Here is a 21,356-nt window from a genome sequence, read left to right as displayed (position 1 = left end):
CGGTCGAGCTAGCTTCTCCCCATGGGACTTACCGTAGGGACCGGGGGACTGGCCTATGCCGTGGAAGACGGCAGTGACCCGGAAAATCTCGACAGGCTGAGAGATCAGTTGCGTGCGCTCAACGAATTGCTGGTGCGGGAGGGGCTACCCCCTCACGACGAGCCGAGGGTCGCGGGCTCAGCAGTGGACCGCGCTCGGATATCGGGCGTGCCCTACTCTTTCGTGCACTCGCTGCGCCGCGCGTATGCCCTGGCGCGCGAATACCCCGAGCAGCCGCTGACTCCCGTTGCCGAGGGTGAGCGGGCTTCGGATGATCCAGTCATCAACGTGGTCGGATCCACCTTCGACTCCCACCTCGTCTGCCACTCGGATTGCGAAGGGCTCTACGTTCCCGTCGAATTCGACGAAGTTCTCTTCGTCGGCGACGGGGTCGACATCGCCGGTGGCATGGTCGGGTCGAGCATGGCGCTGATGCGCGAACTAGCCTATGTCGCACCGTATTTGGGTATCAGGCTGGTCGAGAGTGAACTCTCCGATGCCGAGCTCGCCCGGATCCGGGCAGTGCTGGACAGCAACAACAACGCGGAGCACCCGTTCTACCGGGAGTTGAACACCTGGCTGTTGTTCTTCGAGGCCGCCAGGGTTTCGATCAAGAACGGCACCGTCATCGAATTCGGGTGAATCCGGACCTAATCGTCGACGCGGGTCATCGGTGGTGGCTGCCACTTCCCTTCGCGCGCAGCCTCCTTGGGTACGTAGAGGCGCAGAGTCAGGGAGAAAACGCCGGTCGAGGGAATGGGGAGCCAGTTGCCCGTGGGGACGGCGGGGCGTGGGTCCTGTTGTTGGACAGTCAGTTCCACGGAGCCGTCGGGGGCGCGGACAACGGCGGGGAAGTGGCCGACCGAGTGGATCTTGTCGGGGTTGGGGACCAGGAAGCCGTGGGTGTCGTAGGCGGTGATCGTGGCGAAGGCGTCGACCGGGGGCCATTGGCCAGGTTCGAAGCGGATTCGGTAGCGCAGGGCTTCGCCTCGGTCGTCGGTGGCGGGCGCGTCCAGGTTCGCGTAGAGGACGTCGCGGATGGGGGCGAGGCCGGGCGAGAGCCTGGTGTTGGCCGCGCGGCGTAGGTAGTCGGTGCCGTAGGTGCCGCCCAGGTCGATGGGAATTTCCCAGCCGTTGACCCGGCGGGCGGTGGGGTCTTGCCAGTCGGCGATGCGGCGCTGGGCCTGGCGGACCGCTTCGTCGAGGACGTCGGCCGGAAGGTTGTCGACTACTCCGCCGGGCTGGATGTCGACCGTGGCCAGCTCGGTCATCAGCGGTGCGTCGTCGGGGGTGGGGGGATCGGCGATCATCAGCCGACAGACGCGGTTGAGATAGGTGCGGCCGTCCAGTGCCGCAATCCGTTTCGTCGGGGGTTCCGGCCCACGGTCGATCGGGTGGACGCGGCTGACCGTGCTGTCGAGTTCACCGCGGTTCCAGGCGCTCAGCGGGATCAGTTTCATCCGCTGCTGCCACTGGTTGACCTTCGGCGCGTCCTCGGTGCCGTTGATCTGGATCCGCCCGACGATCGTGCACAGCTCCGACGGCATCCGCAGCCGTGTCATTCCCGCAGGCAGCTCGCCCGTCCACTGCGGGCCGGTGAGGAGATAGGTGAAGGGCGGACCGTCGGCGTTCACGGCGGTCCGCGGATTCTTGCTGGTCAGGTCGTGCACGGTATTGCCCCACCCGTCGAGCAACTGGAAAAGCCAGAACCGGTCGGGCTCCGCCCCGGGAATCTGCAACACCATCGGCTCATCGGTCAGGTCCAGCCACGCCTGCGTGTAGACCATGTCGTTGCTGAGTCTGGCCACGCCGCGGTCGTAGGGATCGGGCAGCACGCTGTGATCGAGGCTGTTGGTCGGACCACTGGCCGCCCGCATCACGTCCATCATGATCAACGGATAACCGAAGATGTAGGCGTCGATCGCCAGGGCGAGCACATCCGGGCGACCGGTGGTGCGGACCGGCCAGGACGTCGGTTCGTCGCCACATGCGGGCAACACCGCTCCCACCGCGACCGCGGCACCGAGCCCCAGCAACGATCGCCTGGTCAGCGCGCTCGCGCGGGGATCCATGCACGCTCCGTTCGACGGCCTGATCGCCGAGCGTAGGCCGAATCGAGAACGGTCTGCCTCATACGCGACGGGTGAATTGCCTCAACCGAGCAGCACCCGCCGCATCAGGAACCCCACCCTGGCCCGGCCCGCGATCGGGTCGTCGCCGAACCGCTGACCGAGGTCGATGACCATGGCGAACGCCGCGTGCACCAGGAATCTCGCCTCGGCCGCGGAAAGCTCCGGCCGCATCTCGCGCACCAGCCGCGCCCACTCCTGCACGCTCAACCGCTGGATATTGCGCAGGACGGCACGCTCCTCGGCGGGTACGTGCCCGAACTCGGCGTAATAGACGACGGCGAGCGCTCGCTCGTTGAACGTGTCGGCCACGAACTGATCGACCAGCACGCCCAGCGCCGCGCCGCTGTCGGACGTGCTCGCGACCGCGGGCCCGATCGCCCCGGACACCCGGTCCGCCGCCCGCCGGAACGCGGCGGCGAGGATATCGCTCTTGCCGCGATAGAACCGATACACCGCCGACGCCGCCGACAATCCCGCCGCCGAGGCGATGTCCTCCACGCTGACATTGGGATAGCCACGTTTGTGGAAGAGGTCCACCGCTTTACGAAGCAGCAGTTCGTGTTTGAACGAATCCGGAATCTCGGCGCGGGCGCCCTGCTCCGAAACGGTTGCCGCGGGCGGCAATTCCCTGTCGGTCAGTGCCATGCAGGCCGCACCGAGCAACCTGTTCAGCGTGCGAACGGGCAGAGCCGCGTGGTGATCGGCGACGCTGGTGATCACACCGAGAACCGCCGTGGAGACCATGCGCCGCTCAGCCGTGGTCAATTCGGGTCGCAGGTCCGCCAACTGTTCGTCGAGCGCGACCAGCACCGACTCCTGCTGCTCGTCGAGCACCACTCGATCGGTCGGTTCGAGGTAGCGGCCCTCCCACCGCACCAGCCGCACCGTCGCCCGATTCTCCACGGTCGCGCCGATCAGCCCGGTCAGCATGTGCCGCAACCGTTGCGCCGCGGGCAGCGTGTCCTCGGCCGACACCACGATCGACGCGGTGAACGCCTGCCCGACCCGAAGTAACTCCTCCCGGAACAACGCGTACTTGCTGGGGTAGTGCCGGTACAGCGCGGCCGAGCTGATCCCCAGCCCGGACGCGATGTCCTCCATGCTCACCCCGTGATACCCCGCGGCCCCGAACGCCACCGCCGACGACGCCGCGATCTGCGCCCGACGATTCTTCGGCCTACGCCGCACTTCGGTCCCAGCTACCCCACGCGCCCCACGAGACTCGCTGACATTCATGCGAGAAGTGTATTAGGGCTTGTCGGGCGGGGTTATCCGGGCATACCAGTCGAGCAGTGCGGGGTCGTCGACGGCGCTGCGTTCGACCACGCGGGCGGGGTCGGCGCCCTGGAAGAGCTTCTTGATGGGGACTTCCAGTTTCTTGCCGGTTCGGGTGTGCGGGATGCCGGGGGCTTCGCGGATCTCGTCGGGGACGTGGCGGGGGGAGACCTCGGTGCGGATCGCCGTGGCGAGGCGGGTTTTCAGGTCTTCGGTGAGTTCCGCGCCGGGGGCGAGCAGCACGAACAGTGGCATCCAGTAGCCGCCGTCGGGTTGTTCGGCGCCGATCACCAGGGCCTCGGCGATCTCGGGGAACTGTTCGACGACCTGGTAGATGTCGGCGCTGCCCATCCGGATGCCGTGGCGGTTGAGGGTGGAATCGGAGCGGCCGTGCACGACGATGCTGCCGTGTTCGGTCAGGGTGATCCAGTCGCCGTGGCGCCATACGCCGGGGAAGGTGTCGAAATAGGCCGCGTGGTAGCGCTTTCCGTCGTCGTCGCGCCAGAAGCTGACCGGCATGGACGGCATGGGTGCGGTGACCACCAGCTCGCCGACCTCGCCGCGCACGGGCAGGCCCTGCTCGTCGAAGGCGTCGAGGGCGACGCCGAGATACGGCGCCGACAGCTCACCCGGCCAGACCGGCACGGTCGGCACGCCGCCGACGAACGCCGACACCACGTCGGTACCGCCGCTGATCGAGTTCACCTGAACATGCTCGCCCGCATTCTCGTTCAACCACAGTGCGCTCGACACCGGCAGCGAGGAACCGGTGATGCCGACCGAGCGCAGGGCCGACAGGTCGTGATCGGCGCGCGGCACGGAACCCGCCTTGATGCACCCGAGAACGTATCCGGGACTCGTTCCGAACACGGTGGCGCCCACCTGGGCCGCTAGGCGCCACAGCGCATCCGGTCCGCCCGCGGTCGGGCTGCCGTCGTAGGTGACGATGGTGGAACCGGTCAGCAGCCCGGCCACCTGGAAGTTCCACATCATCCAGCTCGGGCTGGTGTACCAGAAGAACGTGTCCTCGGGGCCCATGTTCGATTGCAGCGCTACGGCTTTCAGGTGCTCGAGCAGCACGCCGCCGTGTCCGTGGACGATGCCTTTGGGCAATCCGGTGGTGCCGGAGGAGAACACGATCCACAACGGGTGATCGAAATCGACAGGGACAGTCTCGATCACGCCGAGTCCGGCGTCGGCGATCGCGTCCGTCCAGGACAGTGTGTCGGAGACCTCGAGTTCGAGCTGAGAGACGACGACGGTGGCGCGCAAGCTGGGCAGCCCGTCGCGCAAGGCCGCGATGTCGGCCCGCTTGTCGTGCTCCTTGCCACCGAAACGGTAGCCGTCGGCGGTGACCAGCACCGTCGGTTCGAGTTGGCCGAGCCGGTCGAGCGCGGCCTTGGCGGAGTAGTCCTGACCGCAGGCACTCCACACCGCGCCGATGCTCGCGGTGGCGAGGAACGCGACGATCGCTTCCGGAATATTGGGCAGGTAGCCGATCACCCGATCGCCCGCTTCGACACCCTGCTCACGCAAGGTGCGCGCGAACACCGTGACCTGCTCGATCAATTCCGACCAGGAAACCTCCCTCGGCTCGGCGTCCTCGTGCAGGGCGATCACCGCCGGGCGGCCGAACTGGGCCATCCGGATGACCTGGTCGACGTAGTTCAGCCGGGTGCCGGGAAACCACTGCGCGCCCGGCATCTCCCGCGAGCCGAGGACCTCACCGGCGGTCTCGCCGAGTTCGAAATAGTCCCACACCGCCTGCCAGAAACCGGCGATGTCGTCCACCGACCATCGCCACAGTGCCTGGTAGTCGGGGTATTCCTCGCCGGTTCGCGCGGTGACGAAGGCGGCGAAGTCGGTGATTCGGGCCGACGCGACGTCGTGTGCGTTCGGTACCCACTGCGGTTGCACCGGATGTCCTCCTCGGACTGGACTACTTCGGGTATCGGGGAGTGGTTACCCGATGTTCAGCCGGGCACGCCCGCGCGCCGGACTATCTGTTCGGCGTGCCGCAGCACCGGAGCGTCGACCATACGACCCTCGAACGCGAAGACGCCACGGTGGTCGGGCACCGCCGCCAGCACCCGGTGCGCCCAGTCGAGCTCGGCGGGGTCGGGCGCGTAGCCCGCGCGGATCACGGCGACCTGACTCGGATGGATGGCGACCTTGACGTCGAAGCCGACGGCGACGGCATCGCTCGTCTCCGCGGCGAGACCGCCGAGATCCTTGATGTCCAAGTACACCGAGTCCAGCGCGAAGCGGCCGAATGCCTTGGCCGCCAGCAGGGTCGACGAGCGCACGTGGCGGGCGACCTCCCGATAGCCGCCCTCGGCGTGCCTGCTCGAGTTGCCGCCGAGTCCGGCGACCAGATCCTCGGCACCCCACATCACGCCGATGGCGTTGTCGGCCTGTACCGACTCGGTGACTCGCACCGCGCCGAGCGGCGATTCGACCAGCACGATCACCTCGTAGCCCGCGAGGCTTCGAACCTGTTCGGCCGATTCGCATTTGGGCAGCATCACCCGGCGGTAGGCGGTCTGGGCGAGGATCGCCAGATCGGCCGCGTAGTCGTCGGTGTCCGCCGCGTTGACGCGAATCACGGTGTGCTGCGGGTCGAGTGGGGTGTCGATCAGCGCCTGCCTGGCCGCGGCCTTGTCACCCGCCGCGACGCCGTCCTCGAGATCGAGGATCACCACATCGGCCACCGCGGCGGCCTTCGCGAAGCGTTCGGGGCGATCAGCGGGGCAGAACAGCCACGCGGGACCACTCGGCTGCCAGCTCATACTGCGTCCTCTCGACGGGTGCCATGCGTGGGGCGGTCGCTCATGCTGTCGGCGCCTTGCGGACCAACGTCTTGCGTACCGCCGTTGCCACGATCACGCCGTGCTGGTTGCGTGCGGTGTGCGCCAGGCTGACGATGCCCTCGCCGGGACGGCTCTTGGATTCCCGCTTGTCGGTGACCATCGTCTCGGCGTACATGGTGTCGCCGTGGAACAGCGGCGCGGGCGTGGTCATCTCGGAGAAGCCGAGGTTGCCGACCAGCGTGCCCTGGGTGAGCTGGGCGACGGAGAGCCCGACCAGGGTCGAGAGGGTGAACATCGAGTTCACCAAGCGCTGGTTGAACGGCGGCTGCGCGTCGGCGAAGGCCGCATCCAGGTGCAGGGCCTGGGTGTTCATGGTGAGCGTGGTGAACAGGACATTGTCGGCCTCGGTGATGGTGCGGCCGGGTCGGTGCTCGTAGATCGTGCCGATCTCGAACTCCTCGAACCACAGGCCACGCTGGACCACCCGGCGTTCCTCGGTGCTCGATGGCGCCTGCTCTCGAGGCCCTGCGTGGTCACGCTCCGCTGCCGCCTCCGGGCCGCCGTGATCAGGCGCGTTCACAGACCCAGCTCCCTTGCGATCAGCATCAGCTGAACCTCCGTGGTGCCCTCGCCGATTTCCAGGATCTTGCTGTCACGGTAGTGCCTCGACACCGGGTACTCGTTCATGAACCCGTTGCCGCCGAAGATCTGGGTGGCGTCGCGGGCGTTGTCCATCGCCGCCTCGCTGGCGACCATCTTCGCGATCGACGCCGCCTTCTTGAACGGTTTGCCGGCCAGCATCAACGCGGCGGCGTCGTAGTAGGCGGTGCGCGCGACATGGGCCCGCGCCTCCATCCGGGCGATCTTGAACGCGATGGCCTGATTGCGGCCGATCGCCTGCCCGAATGCCTGACGTTCGCCCGCGTAGCGCACGCTCTCGTCCACACAGCCCTGCGCGGCGCCGACGGCGAGCGCGGCGATGGCGATGCGGCCCTCGTCGAGGATGCGCAGGAAGTTGGCGTAGCCGCGACCGCGCTCGCCGAGCAGATTCTCCTGCGGCACCCGCACATCGGTGAAGCTCAGCGGGTGGGTATCGGAAGCGTTCCAGCCGACCTTGTTGTAGGCGGGCTCGGCCACGAAACCCGGCGTGGAGGTCGGCACCAGAATGGTGGAGATCTCCTTCTTGCCCCCGGACTGCCCGGTGACCGCGGTGACGGTGACCAGCCGGGTGATGTCGGTGCCGGAGTTGGTGATGAACTGCTTGCTGCCGTTGATCACCCAGCTCTCGCCGTCCTGCACGGCGGTGGTCCTTGTACCGCCCGCGTCGCTGCCCGCGTCGGGTTCGGTGAGCCCGAAGCCCGCCAGCGCCTGCCCGCTGGTGAGCTGCGGCAGCCATTCGGTGCGCTGCTTGTCGTTGCCGAAGCGGTAGATCGGCATGGCGCCCAGCGACACGCCCGCCTCCAGGGTGATCGCCACGCTCTGGTCGATCTTGCCGAGTTCCTCGAGCGCCAGGCACAGGGCGAAGTAGTCGCCGCCCATGCCGCCGAACTCCTCGGGGAACGGCAGGCCGAACAGTCCCATCTCGGCCATGCCCGCCACGACCTCGTACGGAAAGCTGTGTTCGGCATCGTGTTTCGCCGACACCGGCGCAACGACCTGGTTGGCGAAGTCGCGCACGGTCAGCGCGAGTTGGCGATATTCCTCGGGCAGCGAACCGGAGGACAGGTAGTCGGTCATGCGAGGGATCCTTCGCGCTCGGTTTCGGGGGTTTCTGCTGCGGCGCTATCGGCCGCGACGGTTTCTGCGGGATGGGCGACGACGCGCACCAGTACCTGGTCGAGCTTCACCTGGGCGCCAGGCGCGGCGAGCACCTCCACCGTGCCTGCCACCGGCGCGGTGAGCGCGTGCTCCATCTTCATGGCCTCGATGACGATCACCGGATCACCGACAGCGACGGTCGCGCCGTTCTCGACCGGCGTGGCGATCACCGAACCCGGCATGGGACTGCGGATCTCGGCGTCACCGACATGGGCGACATCGCCACGCACGCTCGCCTCGGCGACCTCGCGCAGAACGGCGAGGGCGCCGTCGTGGCTCACCCACAGCTGACCGTCGGCCTCGGCGATGCGGTAGGTGCGACGCAGTCCGTCGAGAGTCGCCGCGAGACCCTCGGCAGTGACACTGGCGGTGAGCGTGTGCGGCGCGAGTTCGGTCGATGTCGACACCTCGGCCCCCGGCTCGTCGAGCCACACCGTCGCCGAAGCCGGTGTGCCCGCGATGAAAACGTGGCGCACCTGCTCGCCCGCGGACAGTCTGATCGAGGTCGGGGCGGGTGTGCCGAGGCGCCATCCCGAGGGGGTCGCCCAGGGATCGCCACCGGTGGCGGGCCAGCGTCGCAACCAGTGATGAGCTGCGGCGGCGATGAATTCGGCATCGGTGACCTCGGCGGTCACGAAGTCGGCGACGCGCCGGTCCAGCAGCGCGGTGTCGAGACGACCCGCCTGCACGTCGTCGTCGGCGAGCAGGAACCGTAGGAACTCGATATTGCTCGTCACGCCGAGCAGCACAGTCTGTTCCAGTGCCCGGTCCAGCGCGGCGAGTGCTTCGGCGCGAGTGTTGCCCCGCGCGATCACCTTCGACAGCATCGGGTCGTAATCGCTACCGACCACGGTGCCCACCGACAGGCCCGAATCCACCCGCACGCCAGCGCCTTCGGGCTCCGACAGCGCGAGCACGGTGCCGCCGGTCGGCAGGAACCCGCGGCCCGGGTCCTCCGCGTAGACGCGTGCCTCGATAGCGTGCCCGACGAGGTCGATCTCGTCCTGGGTGCGCGCCAGCTTCTGGCCCGCGGCCACCCGCACCTGGCACTCCACCAGATCGACGCCGGTGACCAGCTCGGTCACCGGATGTTCCACCTGCAGGCGGGTATTCATCTCCATGAAGAAGAACTCGTCCGGCTGGTCGGCCGAGACGATGAACTCCACGGTGCCCGCGCCCACATAGTCCACGCTGCGGGCGGTATTGCAGGCGGCGGTGCCGATCCGCGCTCTGGTCTGCGCGTCCAGCAGTGGTGACGGCGCTTCCTCGATCACCTTCTGGTGCCTGCGCTGCAAGCTGCACTCGCGCTCGCCCAGGTGCACCACATTGCCGAACTTGTCGGCCAGGACCTGCACCTCGATGTGACGGGGCCGGTTGACGAACCGTTCGAGGAACAGGGTGTCGTCGCCGAAGGCCGCACCGGCTTCGCGTCGGGCGCTCACCAGCGCGGCGGGCAGATCGGCGGGGTCGGCGACTCGGCGCATGCCCTTGCCGCCGCCACCGGCGGAGGGCTTCACGAGTACCGGATAGCCGATTTCTGTCGCGGCGGCGATCAGTTGGTCATCGGTCAGGCCGGGCTCGGCGATGCCGGGCACCACGGGAACCCCGAACGCCGTCACCGTCTTCTTCGCGGTGATCTTGTCGCCCATCACCTCGATCGCTTTGGCCGGCGGGCCGAGGAACACGATGCCCGCGTCGGACAGCGCCGCCGCGAAGGCCGAATTCTCCGACAGGAAGCCATATCCCGGATGCACAGCCTGCGCACCGGACCGAACGGCGGCGTCGACGACCTTCTCGATCGACAGGTAGCTCTCGCGTGCCGGCGCGGGCCCGAGCCGCACCGCGACATCGGCCTCACGCACATGGCGCGCGTCGGCGTCGGCGTCGCTGTAGACCGCGACCGAGCGAATGCCCATGGCGCGCAGCGTCTTGATCACTCGCACCGCGATCTCGCCACGGTTGGCGACCAGGACGGTGTCGAATTCGACGGGTTGGTTCTTGTTCAGCATGTGGCTCACATCCGGAAGACGCCGTAGGAAACGGGTTCGAGCGGCGCTTGCGCGCACACCGAAAGGGCAAGGCCGAGCGCAGTTCTGGTGTCGGCCGGGGCGATCACGCCGTCGTCCCAGATGCGTGCGGTCGCGTAGTAGGGGTTGCCCTGGGTCTCGTATTGCTCGCGGATCGGGGCTTTGAACGCCTCCTGATCCTCGGCCGACCACGGCTTGCCCGCGTTGTCGAGCTGATCGCCGCGCACCGTCGCCAGCACCGACGCGGCCTGTTCGCCACCCATTACCGAGATGCGCGCGTTGGGCCACATCCACAGGAAGCGAGGCGAATACGCGCGCCCGCACATGGAGTAGTTGCCCGCGCCGTAGGAGCCGCCGATCACGACCGTGAGCTTGGGCACCCGCGCGCACGCGACGGCGGTGACCATCTTCGCGCCGTGCTTGGCGATGCCGCCCGCCTCGTAGTCGCGCCCGACCATGAAGCCGGTGATGTTCTGCAGGAACAGCAGCGGGATCTTGCGCTTGTCGCACAGTTCGATGAAATGCGCGCCCTTCATGGCGGATTCGCTGAACAGCACGCCGTTGTTGGCGACGATGCCGACGGGATGGCCGTGGATACGCGCGAAGCCGGTGACCAGGGTCTTGCCGTATTCGGCCTTGAACTCCTGGAAGCCGCTCTCGCCGTCGACGATGCGGTCGATGACCTCGCGCACGTCATAGGGTGTGCGCGGATCGACGGGGACCACGTCGTAGAGCTCGTCCTCCGGCTTGGCGGGCGGGGTGCTCGGCAGTACCTCCCACGGCGCCTCGGGGCGCGGGCCGAGCGTGGCGACGATAGTGCGGACGATGCGCAGCGCGTCGCGGTCGTCGTCGGCCAGGTGGTCGGTGACGCCGGAGGTGCGCGAATGCAGCAGGCCGCCGCCGAGGTCCTCGGCGGTGACGATCTCGCCGGTCGCCGCCTTCACCAGCGGTGGGCCGCCGAGGAAGATGGTGCCCTGGTCACGCACGATGACGGCCTCGTCGGCCATCGCGGGCACATACGCGCCACCGGCGGTGCACGAACCCATCACCGCCGCGATCTGGGCGATGCCCTTGGCGCTCATGTTCGCCTGGTTGTAGAAGATGCGGCCGAAGTGCTCGCGGTCGGGAAACACCTCGTCCTGATGTGGCAGGAAGGCGCCGCCGGAGTCGACGAGGTACACGCAAGGCAGGTTGTTCTGCGCGGCCACCTCCTGTGCGCGCAGGTGCTTCTTCACCGAGATCGGGTAGTAGGTACCGCCCTTGACCGTGGCGTCGTTGGCCAGGATCAGACACTCGCGGCCCGCGATGCGGCCGATGCCCGCGATCACGCCCGCGCCGGGGCACTCGTCGCCGTACATGCCGTCGGCCGCCAGCGGGGACAGTTCGAGAAAGGGGCTGCCGGGGTCGAGCAACTGGTCGACGCGCTCGCGGGGGAGCAGCTTGCCCCTGGCCACGTGGCGTTCGCGGGACTTCTGCGGACCGCCGAGCGCGGCTGTGGCCAGCCGCTGCCGCAGATCCGCGACCAGGGCGCCGTGCGTATCCCGGTTGCTCGTCGCGGCCACGGTGCCGTCTTCGGTCTCGTGCGTAACCGTCATCGCGCCCATTCTCTCATTCGGTTAATCGCTAATAACTGAAATTCAGGTTAATCTTCACTAACCAAGTTGTCCAGAGGGGGCGGCCACAATGTCGACTAGCGAGCCTGTCCAGGTGACCCGGCGCGAGCAGCTCAAAGCTCAGCGTCGCGAACAGCTGCTCGCCGCGGGCGCCCGTCTCATCGCCGACCGCGGCTTCTTCGGCGTGCGTCTGGACGACCTCGGCGCGGCGGTCGGCATCAGCGGCCCCGCCGTCTACCGGCACTTCGCGAACAAAGAGGCGCTGCTGGTCGAACTCCTGGTCGGCATCAGTGAGCGCCTGCTCTCGGGCGGTCGCGCCGTCGTCGACGAATCGCCGTCGGCCGCCTCGGCGCTGACGGCCTTGGTCGACTTCCACCTCGACTTCGCCTTCGGTAATCCCGAACTCATCCGGATCCAGGACCGCGACCTCGACAATGTGCCCGCCAACGACCGCCGGATCCTGCGCCGCACCCAGCGCCAATACGTCGAGATCTGGGTGGGCGTCCTGCGCGAACTGAACCCCGGTCTCCCCGAGGAAGCCGCCCGTATTCAGGCCCACGCCGCCTTCGGCCTGATCAACTCCACCCCGCACAGCGCGTCGGCGGCGAGCGCTTCGCGGGCCCGTCCGGTGCTCAGGCAGATGGCTTTGGCGGCGTTGTCGGCAGGACATTGATCAGGACAAAGGCCACGGCCACAGCGACGACCACCTGGGGGGTCACCGAGATGCCGTCGGTACCGAGCAACAGCACACCCAGCAGCGCTGAGGTCAACGGGAGGCGCAGCATCACCGCGCACATCGCCCCGATGCCCATCGCGATCGCCGGGCCCATACTCATGCCCGGCAGCCCGCTCATCGCGATGCCGAGAACGGCGCCGATGAAGATCGACGGGAAGACCGGTCCACCACGAAACGCACTCAGCGAAATCGAATAGGCCACCGTTTTGCAGAGACCGAGCAGAAGCAGGACACCCACCGAATAGTCGGCGGCGTGGGCGACGAGTTCGGGTAGGGCGTCCTGTCCGGAGAACAACACCTGGTTGAAGCTGTTCCCGGACATCAGTTGGTAGGCGGTGGCGGTAAGACCGACGAGCAACCCGAGCATTGCCGTCACGAGGATGCGATGGGTGTGTACGAGCGGTCGAAGTGCCAGCCCGCCCCAGCGGATCGCCCAGCCGAGGAGCGCCGCGATCGCACCGACGACGACAGCCCAGCACATCGTGGCCACAGTGGGGTTCACCGCCGCCGGAACGGATGTCAGCGCGAGGGAGAACGTGCCGAGTCCGGTGAGACTGTCGAGTCCGACGAAGACGACGGCGCCGATACCGGAGGCGAGCAGTCCCGGTACCGCGACGAGGCTCAGCGTCGCGCCGCCGATTCCGGCGGCTTCCATGATCAGGAACGCCGCCAGGATCGGGGAGCCGAACAGGGTGCTGATGGCGGTGAAGCTGCCCGCCGACGCCATGATCACCAGCGCCATCGGAGGCGCGTCCTTCTTCAGCAGGTGCACCGTGAGCACTGCGAGTCCGCCGCCGATCGCGATCAACGGGGCCTCCGGACCGAGGACGGCACCCAGGCTGAGCGTGGCCAGTGCCGCCAGGATGATGCCCGGCAATTCCTTGTCGACCGGCGTGCCTCCGGCGTGGAACCCGAATGCCGGAGAGTGGCCGGCGTTGCCTGGCAGATAGCGGATGGTCGCCCCGGTCAACACGCCGCAGAGCACCAACCAGGGCAGCGGCCACCATGATGGCGTGCCACCGGAGAAGACGTCGCCAGGGAGGTCGCTGAAGAGGAACTGCTGGATCTTCGTTACCGCGGCCAGGAAGCCATACGCGACCAACGAGATCGGTATGCCCAGAGCCGCCGCCAGCAGTAGAGCCACGAGGTACCGCTTGGAGCGCATGACCGCAACCGGATCGACGTCCGGGGCATGCGTATCCGCCATCACACCTCCATGACCGAATCCCCACGATGAGGAGCGAAGTCAGCCTGTCAGCTCGACTCGGTCCTGTCCTCACCCGAAGCGGGTGAAGCTTCGATCCGGTTCCAGAGCCAGCCGGGGCCGACGGTTTCGGCGCCATGGGCTTCGACTCTGGTGCGGAGTTCGCGGTCGGCGGTGACGACGGTGATCTGTTCGCGGGAATCGGGCTCGGCGACCACGTCGACGATCTTGTCGTCACCCGACCGGTCGGCGAGGACCACCGTCAGCCGCGGCGCGGAGGGTTCGGCGCCGTCGGCGGCGGCTTTGGCCGCGCCTTCGAGGACGACGGTGACCGCGGTGGTCTCGGGCAGGCGGGTTGTCAGGTTCGCCAGGTCGGCGAGAAGCCTGCGAGCGGCACCCGCGCGGTCCTTCCACCAACCGTTGGGCCGCGAGCCGATGACATTGGCCGCATCCACCACGATGAGATGCCTCGGATCGCTCATAGGTCCAGTCTGCCCGGTGGCGGAACGGTCAGGCGTCAGGCGGGCGCGGGGACGGCGACGTCGGTGAGGTGGCCGTCGGTCATGCGGTAGACCGCGTCCATGCGGTGCAGGTGGGTCGGGTCATGGGTGACCAGGATGGTGGCGGCGCGGTGTTCGCGGGCGATGGTGGTGATCAGGGCGATGATCGCGGCGCCGCGTTCGGAATCCAGCGCGCTGGTTGGTTCGTCGACCACGAGCAGGGCTGGGTCGTTCATCAGGGCTCGGGCGATGTTGACGCGCTGGCGTTGGCCCCCGGAGAGCTGGGCGGGACGTTTGTGAGCCTGTTCGGCCAGACCTACCGCGTCGAGTAGTTCCTTTGCGCGGGAATTGGTTTCGCTACGCGAAGCTCGCTTCGGTCCGCCGAGGTGGGCGGTCACTTCCAGCTGCTCGACGGCGGTGAGCGACGGGATGAGATTCGGTTGCTGGAAGACGATGCCCATCGAGGTCCGGCGAGCCGTGGCGGCCGCTCGGCGGCTCAGCTCGGCCAGATCGGTAGTGGCCGAATCGGTTTCGAGCACAACCGTGCCCGAGTCGGGCCGGATTAGGGTCGCGGCGACGGCGAGCAGGCTCGATTTTCCTGAGCCTGACGCGCCGGTCACCGCGGCGATGGTCCCGCCGGGGACGTGCATGTTCACGCGGTCGAGGGCGGTGAGCCGGTCGGCGCCATCGGGGTAGGTGAGAGTTACGTCGGTGAGAGTGATTGCCACGGTGGATCCTTCGGTTGGTCGCGTGCTGCACCGGATCGGCGGCGCGACTGCGGCGTCGGTGCGGGCGACGGTCGTCATGGGTTCGTCAGCGGGTCGCGCCGAGCGCGGTCAGCGGGTCGGTGGTGAACAGGAAGCGCAGGGCGACAGCGGCGCCGACGAGGCCGAGGACGATCAAGGCCAGCGCGGGGACCAGGGTCGTCGCGGGACTGAGCACGAAAGGCATTGCCTCGCCGAGGAACAGGGAGGCGAGAGCGGTGATCGCCAGGCCCGCCGTGACGCCCGCGGTCAGGACGATCGCGGCTTGGGCGAGGGCATCGCGAACCAATGAGCCGGTGGTCGCGCCGAGCGCCTTCAAGGTGGCGATGTCGGGTTGGCGCTGCACGGTCCAGACCGTGAAGAAGGCCCCGATCACCAGCGCCGAGATGGCGAACAGCAGCACGGTCATCAAGGTGAGTGAACTGTTCTCGGCCTGGTAGGAGCCGATCGCCTGGACGGCATCCTCGGCGGGCAGCGAGTGCGTTCCGGCTTCGGCGTCGAGGCCGCCGGGGACATCGCCGGTCACCGCGAGCACGGTCGCGGCACCGGCGCGCGGGCTGGCTGCCTGCCAGTCCTGCATGCTCGTCCAGATCACGGGGGTATGGCTGTACCACTCGTCACCGGCGACGTCGGCGACGGTGAACTCGTGGCCCGCCAGCAGCACGACGTCACCGGTACCCGCCGACAGCTCACGAGCCGCCGCCGAACTCAGCACCACGGCGCCGGGGGCGGTAGCAGGGCGATTGCTGAACGCCGACGGGTCGCCGCCGAACAACGCGACCTGCGTCGGGCTGGCGCCGGCGTGCTCGGCCCTCGTGCGTGAGATGCCGATCGGGGTCGCGTCCGCCGATTGCCACTGCGCGATCTGCTGCTCGGTGAGAACCGACGAGTCGAAGGACGGATCGGCCCCGGTCTCGGCGAAAACCACCTGGTCGGCGTCGATGCCCTGGACTGCGGAGATGTTCTGGTGCGCGAGCCCGGCGGTGAGACCGCTGAGGAAGCTCACCAGCACCGCCACCAACAGCACGACGGTGGTGATGAGCAGGAAGCGGCCACGGGCGGCTCGGAGATCTCGGAGTGCGACGAACATGACTCCACTCTGTCGATCTCGGCTGCCGACGCCATCGCACCGGCGCACGAAACGCCGTCCATCCAAGGTCTGGCGGCGTTTACATCTTTCGATGGATGCCCGTGTGGTTGCCGCACATAAGCTGGTCGACGTGCACTCGTCCCCCCTGACCCCGGTGGTCACCACTCTGCGCCTCGGCCTGCATGTGCTGGTGACGGTGCTGGCGGTGGTGGTCGCGGTGCGTGCGTTGCTGCCCGACGGCGGCGGTCACGGTATCGCGGTGGTCGCGCTGACGGTGGTGTGGTTGCTGGTCTATTTCGCGGGGACCGAGTTTCCTCGCTCGCGTTCGCGGACGGTTCCCGATGGAGCGGTGTGGGTATGGCTGGCGGCGTTGACCGTGTTGTGGCTGGTCTTGCTCGCGCTCACTCCTGATGCGGTCTACCTCGCGTTCGGGCTGTTCTTCGTCTACCTGCACCTGCTGCCACGGCCGTGGAGTCTGGTCGCGGTGGTCTCGGCGACGGCGGTCGGTGTACTCGGGTTCGCGGCGCATCGTGGTTGGTCCGCGGGTGCGGTGGTGGGGCCGGTGCTCGGCGCGTTGGTGGCGATCGGGATCGGGCTCGGCTATCAGGCCCTGCATCGTGAGGCGGTCGAGCGGGAGCGGCTGATCGACGAATTGATCGGCACCAGAGCGATTCTCGCGGAACAGGAACGAACAGCGGGCAAGCTCGCCGAGCGTGAACGCTTGGCCAAGGAAATCCACGACACCGTCGCCCAGGGGCTGAGCAGCATCCAACTTCTCCTGCACGCCGCCGAGCAGGCCGCACCCGATCATCCTGCGCTGGACCGTATTCGGCTCGCACGCGAGACCGCCGCCGAAGACCTGGCCGAAACCCGAAGGCTCATCGACGAATTGTCGCCCGCCGCGCTGGACGGACAATCGCTCGCCGAAGCGCTGGAACGTATCTGCCTTCGCGCGCAGTCGCCGACACTGTCCACGCAACTGCTCGTCGAGGGTGAACCGGAACGACTGCCGATGCCGGTCGAGGCGGCGCTGGTGCGGATCGCGCAGAGTGCGGTGGCCAATGTGGTCCAGCACGCGCAGGCCGCGCGCATGCGGGTCACCCTCACCTACGGCGACACCGACGCGCACTTGGACATCGTCGACGACGGGATCGGGATCGACCAGGATATGTTGCGCCACCCTCGATCCGGCGCGTTCGGCCTCGCCGCCATGCGCAGTCGCGTCGAGCAACAGGGCGGTGCGATGACCGTCGAATCCGAACCCGGCCATACCGCCGTGACGGTGTCCTTCCCGCTCGGATCCGCCTCATGATCCGCCTTCTCCTCGCCGACGACCACGCCATCGTCCGTGCGGGCCTGCGCGCGCTCCTCGACGCCGCCGCCGACATCACCGTCGTCGGCGATGTCGCGGATGCCGACGCGGCAGTGGCCTTTTGCGCCGCCACCCCCGTCGACCTGGTCCTGATGGATCTGCGCTTCGGCGACGGCCGCTCCGGCGCTTCCGCCACCGCCGACCTGCGCGCCCTCCCCACCCCACCGAACGTCCTCGTCGTCACCAATTACGACACCGACGCCGACATCCTCGGCGCCATCGAAGCAGGCGCCGTCGGCTACCTCCTCAAGGACACCCCACCCACCGAACTCCTCGCCGCCGTCCGCGCCGCCGCCGCGGGCGAAAGCGTTCTCTCCCCAACTGTCGCCTCCCGCCTGATGACCAGAGTCCGCCGAGCCGACACCACCCTCAGCCCCCGCGAAGTCGAAGTCCTGCGCCTGGTCGCCGCGGGCTTGTCCAACCGCGACATCGCCAAACAACTGTTCCTCAGCGAGACAACAGTGAAGTCCCACCTCGTCCACATCTACGCCAAACTGGGCGTCAAGTCCCGAACCTCCGCCGTCGCGACCGCTAGACAAAGCGGTGCGATCTGACCGTCGACATGCACCTTTCACCTTCGGCGTCTCTTCCAGTGCTGCGTTTACCCTGAGTGCATGGCCTCTCTGTCGGATCCCAAGGTGCTCGAATTTCTTTCCCACGGAACGCGAACGGGCAAGGTGGCGTTCGCGGCGGCGGATGGGCGTCCGTTGGTGACGCCGGTGTGGTTCATCGTCGAAGGTGACGAGCTGGTTTTCAATACGGGCAAGAACTCGGCCAAGGGGCGGGCTTTCGCGCGTGATCCCCGCGTCGCGGTGTGCGTCGATCTCGAGGAACCGCCGTATGGGCTGGTCGAGGTGCAGGGGACGGTCACGCTGTCCGAAGACCTCGATGAGCTGGTGCGCACGGCCACCGACATCGCCGCCCGGTACATGGGGCCGGACAAGGCGGAGGAGTTCGGCAAGCGCAATGGGGTGGCCGGTGAGCTCGTGGTCCGGGTTCGGCCGACCAAGATCATCGCGCAGTTCGATATGACCGGTTAGGCCTTCGCTCGCTAGCGACTCGACAGCACGAACTGTTTGCCCGGATCGACCATTTTTCGCACGGTCGCGCCTTTCGAGTACTCGCCGAGGGCCGTCATGTTCCATCCGTGCGCGGCGCGGGTGAGCATCGCCAGGAACACCCCCGTGGTCGGTTCGCCCTTCGACAGTTCGAAACGCACCAACTCGGTGCCGGTGTGTTCGTCGAGTAGCCGGCAATGCGCACGGCCGACCTGATCGAACTTGTGGCCCGCGAAGGAGTTCACGGTGAACACCAGGGCGTGGACCTCCGGCGGCAGGGCGGTGAGGTCGACGGTGATGACCTCGTCGTCGCCGTCACCCTCGCCGGTCAGATTGTCGCCGGAGTGGGCGATGGCGCCGCCGAATGCCTCCCGCCGCAGGAACCACACGTTGGTCAGTTTCTTCGCCCGGTCGTCGTAGGCGATGACAGAAGCATCGAGGTCGACCCTGCTGCCGTGCGTGGCCGGGTCCCAGCCCAACCCCATCCGCACCCGCGTGAGCGGCGGCGCGCCCTGCTTGGTGAGCGATACCGTCTCGTTCTTGCGCAGCGTGACGTGGCCCTTGGACAAATCGACCGTCGGTCGCCCGAATTGTGGCGGATCGACGGGGGTCGCCGGAGGTGGCGTCGGAAGTGGTTGCGCGGCTTGTGGGGTCGGCTCGTCGTCGACGGTGATACCGAAATCGCTTGCGATCCCGGCTAATCCCTGCGCGTACCCCTGCCCGACAGCGCGGACCTTCCATGCGCCGTCGCGCCGGTAGATCTCGCAGGCGATCAACGCGGTCTCCGGTCCGAGTCCGGTCGGGCTGAAAGTGGCCAGCAGTGCGTCGGTCACCGCGTCGGTCACCGCGATCCGGATCGGTCCGGCCTGGCCCCAGTCAGTTGGTCCGGTTCCATCGAGACTGGTTGTCAGAACGATCTTTTCGATATCGAGGGGGACCGACCCGAGGACGACTCGAATCGCCTCGGGCGTCACGACCTCGACACCGGGTGCGACCGGTTGGTTGTAGAAGACGAAATCGCTGTCGGAGCGCACTTTTCCGGCAGCGGTGAGCAGCAGTGCGGCGATATCGACTGGTGTCGCGGCAGTTACCGTCACCCGCACCTCGCTCGCGGGGATCGGCGTGTTCGCGCCCTTGGCCAACTCCATGGTCGTCCTCCGCTCTCGTCCGACTACCGAATACCCGACATGGGAACCGCGTCGGGGCCCGGCGGGGTCGGGTCGTACGGTGGGGGATCGGTGCGGTCGAAGAGGGGAGACGAGCAGGTCGCGCCGACTTCCGGGGTGGTGTAAGGGTTTTCGCGGAGGGCCACGATGAACTGGTCGATGCGTTCGTCGGTGGCGTCGTCGAGGGGGAGCTGATGGCCCCACGACTGCAACGAGATCGGGTGGTCCATGTCGGGGATGGGCGACATCAGGGTGTACTGCCTGTCGGTCACCTTCGCGCTCAACACCGCTTGGTCCTGCGGGCTCACCTTCGCGGGGTCGTAGGCGATCCATACCGCGCCGTGCTCCAGCGAGTGCACCGCGTTCTCGGTGCGTAGGGCCTTTGCATAGACGACACCGGTGCAAGCCGCCCATTGCGCGTCATGCGGTCCGCCTACCGGGGGAATCGACGGATAGGCCACTCGCTGGTTCGGGCGCACATGCTGCTGCCCCGGCGCGATCTCGGTGACGACGACGCCGGGGATCTGGAGCGAGGGGTCACGATTGTCCGAGGACGGGGCGAAGCTGTCCGCGGTAGCAGTGGCCTTACCGACGATCTTCTCGGCTGAGCACCCCGTCGCCAGCGTGGCGGCCACGACCACCGCCGCGCAAGCGCCCGCGCCGCGCACCCCACCGGACCTACTCGAAACCCGCATCGCGGACCCCCGTTTCCTCGTCGCCGCCGCTTGCCATCCGACACAGAACCTACTTGTCTCCCGGTCTCGGGGGCACTTCTAGACTCCCGACTATGACTGTGCACTTCATCGGGGCAGGCCCCGGCGCCGCCGACCTGCTCACGGTGCGAGCGGTCGAGCTCCTACGCGACAGTCCGGTCTGCCTCTACGCGGGCACCTACCTCGATCCCGAGGTCCTCGCGCACTGCGCGCCCGACACCGAAATGATCGACACCCAGCACCTGAACCTGGACCAGATCATCGACCATCTCGTGCGCGCCACCGAGGCGGGCCGTGACGTGGCGCGGCTGTGCTCGGGCGATCCCTCCCTCTACTCGGCCCTCACCGAGCAGACCCGCAGGCTCGATGCCCACAACGTGCCGTGGGACATCACCCCGGGCGTCCCCGCCTACGCGGCCGCCGCGGCGGCCCTCGGAACCGAACTGACCGTCCCCGAGGTCGTCCAGTCGGTCGTACTCACCAGGACCCAGGCCCGCTCCACCGCGATGCCGGCGGGCGAGGCCCTGGGGAACTTCGCCGCCACCGGCGCGACCCTCGTCCTCCATCTCGCCATCACCCGGATCAGAGTGCTGGCCGAGGAGCTGGTCGCCGAATACGGTGCGGACTGCCCGGTCGCCGTCGTCTATCGCGCCAGCCAACCCGGACAACTCGTCCTGCGCGGCACGCTCGCCGACATCGCCGATCAGGTGGAGGGCGCGGGCCTGCGTCAAGCCGCAGTGATCCTGGTCGGGCGCGCGCTGTCCACCGCAATCGACTGCGCCCAGTCGCACCTCTACGACCCCGCCAGGACCCGGTAACACCCGCTGCCATGACAGCAGACCGATCGGTGTGAGCCATCACTCAGTTCATACGGTGCACCGGTGATCGGGCTGGGATGTGAGAACGCGGACAAGCGTCAGCAAACGTGGGGCGGCGGCTTCACCAGGGACGATGTTTGCGAGCTATGGAGGTGGTTGGTTGCGGGGCGGCCACACCGGTAGATTGGTGCGATGGTTTGCGACGAGTAGACCGGCGCTGG

At 67.8% G+C, this 21,356-nt stretch carries 20 protein-coding genes; 6 read left to right on the top strand and 14 right to left on the bottom strand.

Going from position 1 to position 21,356, the window contains the following annotated elements:
- The first annotated feature begins 21 nt into the window (after window positions 1-21).
- Entirely contained in the window at window positions 22-681 is a 660-nt protein-coding gene (locus OHS03_RS24800) for a putative DNA-mimic protein (RefSeq protein WP_328657421.1), read from the top strand.
- An 8-nt stretch (window positions 682-689) separates the two neighbouring features.
- Here the strand turns inward: OHS03_RS24800 and OHS03_RS24795 are convergent, their stop codons facing one another.
- The 8 genes from OHS03_RS24795 to OHS03_RS24760 form a co-directional block, all read right to left on the bottom strand.
- A complete protein-coding gene (locus OHS03_RS24795) occupies window positions 690-2,111 on the bottom strand; it encodes a DUF1254 domain-containing protein (protein ID WP_328657419.1) in 1,422 nt (473 codons plus the stop codon).
- Window positions 2,112-2,192: 81 nt separating this feature from the next.
- Window positions 2,193-3,407 (bottom strand): TetR/AcrR family transcriptional regulator, encoded by a 1,215-nt coding sequence (locus OHS03_RS24790; RefSeq protein WP_328657417.1) that lies wholly within the window; start codon window positions 3,405-3,407, stop codon window positions 2,193-2,195.
- Window positions 3,408-3,419: 12 nt separating this feature from the next.
- A complete protein-coding gene (locus OHS03_RS24785; RefSeq protein ID WP_056814147.1) occupies window positions 3,420-5,363 on the bottom strand; it encodes an acetoacetate--CoA ligase in 1,944 nt (647 codons plus the stop codon).
- A gap of 56 nt (window positions 5,364-5,419) precedes the next feature.
- A complete protein-coding gene (locus tag OHS03_RS24780) occupies window positions 5,420-6,235 on the bottom strand; it encodes an HpcH/HpaI aldolase/citrate lyase family protein (protein WP_328657415.1) in 816 nt (271 codons plus the stop codon).
- Between the two features lie 40 nt (window positions 6,236-6,275).
- Window positions 6,276-6,740, bottom strand: coding sequence for a MaoC family dehydratase (locus OHS03_RS24775; RefSeq protein WP_056814141.1), 465 nt, complete (start codon window positions 6,738-6,740; stop codon window positions 6,276-6,278).
- A 92-nt stretch (window positions 6,741-6,832) separates the two neighbouring features.
- Window positions 6,833-7,993 carry an acyl-CoA dehydrogenase family protein gene (locus tag OHS03_RS24770; RefSeq protein ID WP_062987042.1) on the bottom strand — a complete coding sequence of 387 codons (1,161 nt, stop codon included), beginning with the start codon at window positions 7,991-7,993 and terminating at the stop codon, window positions 6,833-6,835.
- Window positions 7,990-10,083 carry an acetyl/propionyl/methylcrotonyl-CoA carboxylase subunit alpha gene (locus OHS03_RS24765; protein ID WP_328657413.1) on the bottom strand — a complete coding sequence of 698 codons (2,094 nt, stop codon included), beginning with the start codon at window positions 10,081-10,083 and terminating at the stop codon, window positions 7,990-7,992. Before OHS03_RS24765 ends, OHS03_RS24770 begins: the two co-directional genes overlap by 4 nt.
- A 5-nt stretch (window positions 10,084-10,088) precedes the next feature.
- Entirely contained in the window at window positions 10,089-11,696 is a 1,608-nt protein-coding gene (locus OHS03_RS24760) for a carboxyl transferase domain-containing protein (RefSeq protein ID WP_328657411.1), read from the bottom strand.
- 88 nt (window positions 11,697-11,784) lie between these two features.
- Between OHS03_RS24760 and OHS03_RS24755 the strand changes: the two genes are divergently transcribed.
- Window positions 11,785-12,387, top strand: coding sequence for an SACE_7040 family transcriptional regulator (locus OHS03_RS24755; protein WP_062987040.1), 603 nt, complete (start codon window positions 11,785-11,787; stop codon window positions 12,385-12,387).
- Here the strand turns inward: OHS03_RS24755 and OHS03_RS24750 are convergent.
- The 4 genes from OHS03_RS24750 to OHS03_RS24735 all read right to left on the bottom strand — a co-directional run bounded on the left by OHS03_RS24750 (window position 12,347) and on the right by OHS03_RS24735 (window position 16,008).
- Window positions 12,347-13,657: a chloride channel protein gene (locus OHS03_RS24750; protein ID WP_328657409.1), complete on the bottom strand. Its 1,311-nt coding sequence runs from the start codon at window positions 13,655-13,657 to the stop codon at window positions 12,347-12,349. The two genes, OHS03_RS24755 and OHS03_RS24750, sit on opposite strands and share 41 nt — an antisense overlap.
- A gap of 47 nt (window positions 13,658-13,704) precedes the next feature.
- Window positions 13,705-14,136 (bottom strand): NYN domain-containing protein, encoded by a 432-nt coding sequence (locus OHS03_RS24745; protein ID WP_328657407.1) that lies wholly within the window; start codon window positions 14,134-14,136, stop codon window positions 13,705-13,707.
- 35 nt (window positions 14,137-14,171) lie between these two features.
- Window positions 14,172-14,882, bottom strand: a complete 711-nt coding sequence (locus OHS03_RS24740; RefSeq protein WP_328657405.1) for an ABC transporter ATP-binding protein — start codon at window positions 14,880-14,882, stop codon at window positions 14,172-14,174.
- Window positions 14,883-14,967: 85 nt separating this feature from the next.
- On the bottom strand, window positions 14,968-16,008 hold the full coding sequence (locus OHS03_RS24735; RefSeq protein WP_328657402.1) for an ABC transporter permease: 1,041 nt from the start codon (window positions 16,006-16,008) through the stop codon (window positions 14,968-14,970).
- Window positions 16,009-16,138: 130 nt separating this feature from the next.
- Between OHS03_RS24735 and OHS03_RS24730 the strand changes: the two genes are divergently transcribed.
- From OHS03_RS24730 to OHS03_RS24720, 3 genes are read left to right on the top strand one after another with little or no spacing between them, the layout of a single operon-like run.
- Entirely contained in the window at window positions 16,139-17,320 is a 1,182-nt protein-coding gene (locus tag OHS03_RS24730; protein ID WP_328657400.1) for an ATP-binding protein, read from the top strand.
- Window positions 17,317-17,934, top strand: coding sequence for a LuxR C-terminal-related transcriptional regulator (locus OHS03_RS24725; protein WP_062987034.1), 618 nt, complete (start codon window positions 17,317-17,319; stop codon window positions 17,932-17,934). Before OHS03_RS24730 ends, OHS03_RS24725 begins: the two co-directional genes overlap by 4 nt.
- Window positions 17,935-17,994: 60 nt before the next feature.
- On the top strand, window positions 17,995-18,420 hold the full coding sequence (locus OHS03_RS24720; protein WP_056814116.1) for a PPOX class F420-dependent oxidoreductase: 426 nt from the start codon (window positions 17,995-17,997) through the stop codon (window positions 18,418-18,420).
- A gap of 11 nt (window positions 18,421-18,431) precedes the next feature.
- On the opposite strand, the gene OHS03_RS24715 is transcribed toward OHS03_RS24720, so the two are convergent.
- The gene (locus tag OHS03_RS24715; protein ID WP_328657398.1) at window positions 18,432-19,586 is read right to left on the bottom strand and encodes a TerD family protein; all 1,155 of its coding nucleotides are present in this window, start codon (window positions 19,584-19,586) and stop codon (window positions 18,432-18,434) included.
- A gap of 23 nt (window positions 19,587-19,609) precedes the next feature.
- Entirely contained in the window at window positions 19,610-20,299 is a 690-nt protein-coding gene (locus tag OHS03_RS24710) for a thioredoxin-like domain-containing protein (RefSeq protein ID WP_328657396.1), read from the bottom strand.
- Window positions 20,300-20,391: 92 nt separating this feature from the next.
- Between OHS03_RS24710 and cobM the strand changes: the two genes are divergently transcribed.
- Window positions 20,392-21,135: a precorrin-4 C(11)-methyltransferase gene (gene cobM, locus OHS03_RS24705; protein ID WP_328657394.1), complete on the top strand. Its 744-nt coding sequence runs from the start codon at window positions 20,392-20,394 to the stop codon at window positions 21,133-21,135.
- The last annotated feature ends 221 nt before the right edge of the window (window positions 21,136-21,356 follow it).

The sequence above is a fragment of the Nocardia salmonicida genome (genome assembly GCF_036142455.1).
Classification (GTDB): domain Bacteria; phylum Actinomycetota; class Actinomycetes; order Mycobacteriales; family Mycobacteriaceae; genus Nocardia; species Nocardia salmonicida.
This window is presented reverse-complemented; position numbering and strand designations above follow the sequence as displayed.

Coding starts and splice junctions, on each gene's coding strand:
- OHS03_RS24720 (WP_056814116.1), top strand. CDS start 17,995: ATGGCCTCTCTGTCGGATCCCAAGGTGCTCGAATTTCTTTCCCACGGA.
- OHS03_RS24760 (WP_328657411.1), bottom strand. CDS start 11,696: ATGACGGTTACGCACGAGACCGAAGACGGCACCGTGGCCGCGACGAGC.
- OHS03_RS24790 (WP_328657417.1), bottom strand. CDS start 3,407: ATGAATGTCAGCGAGTCTCGTGGGGCGCGTGGGGTAGCTGGGACCGAA.
- OHS03_RS24750 (WP_328657409.1), bottom strand. CDS start 13,657: ATGGCGGATACGCATGCCCCGGACGTCGATCCGGTTGCGGTCATGCGC.
- OHS03_RS24780 (WP_328657415.1), bottom strand. CDS start 6,235: ATGAGCTGGCAGCCGAGTGGTCCCGCGTGGCTGTTCTGCCCCGCTGAT.
- OHS03_RS24795 (WP_328657419.1), bottom strand. CDS start 2,111: ATGGATCCCCGCGCGAGCGCGCTGACCAGGCGATCGTTGCTGGGGCTC.
- cobM (WP_328657394.1), top strand. CDS start 20,392: ATGACTGTGCACTTCATCGGGGCAGGCCCCGGCGCCGCCGACCTGCTC.
- OHS03_RS24800 (WP_328657421.1), top strand. CDS start 22: ATGGGACTTACCGTAGGGACCGGGGGACTGGCCTATGCCGTGGAAGAC.
- OHS03_RS24755 (WP_062987040.1), top strand. CDS start 11,785: ATGTCGACTAGCGAGCCTGTCCAGGTGACCCGGCGCGAGCAGCTCAAA.
- OHS03_RS24735 (WP_328657402.1), bottom strand. CDS start 16,008: ATGTTCGTCGCACTCCGAGATCTCCGAGCCGCCCGTGGCCGCTTCCTG.
- OHS03_RS24715 (WP_328657398.1), bottom strand. CDS start 19,586: ATGGAGTTGGCCAAGGGCGCGAACACGCCGATCCCCGCGAGCGAGGTG.
- OHS03_RS24745 (WP_328657407.1), bottom strand. CDS start 14,136: ATGAGCGATCCGAGGCATCTCATCGTGGTGGATGCGGCCAATGTCATC.
- OHS03_RS24710 (WP_328657396.1), bottom strand. CDS start 20,299: ATGCGGGTTTCGAGTAGGTCCGGTGGGGTGCGCGGCGCGGGCGCTTGC.
- OHS03_RS24725 (WP_062987034.1), top strand. CDS start 17,317: ATGATCCGCCTTCTCCTCGCCGACGACCACGCCATCGTCCGTGCGGGC.
- OHS03_RS24765 (WP_328657413.1), bottom strand. CDS start 10,083: ATGCTGAACAAGAACCAACCCGTCGAATTCGACACCGTCCTGGTCGCC.
- OHS03_RS24770 (WP_062987042.1), bottom strand. CDS start 7,993: ATGACCGACTACCTGTCCTCCGGTTCGCTGCCCGAGGAATATCGCCAA.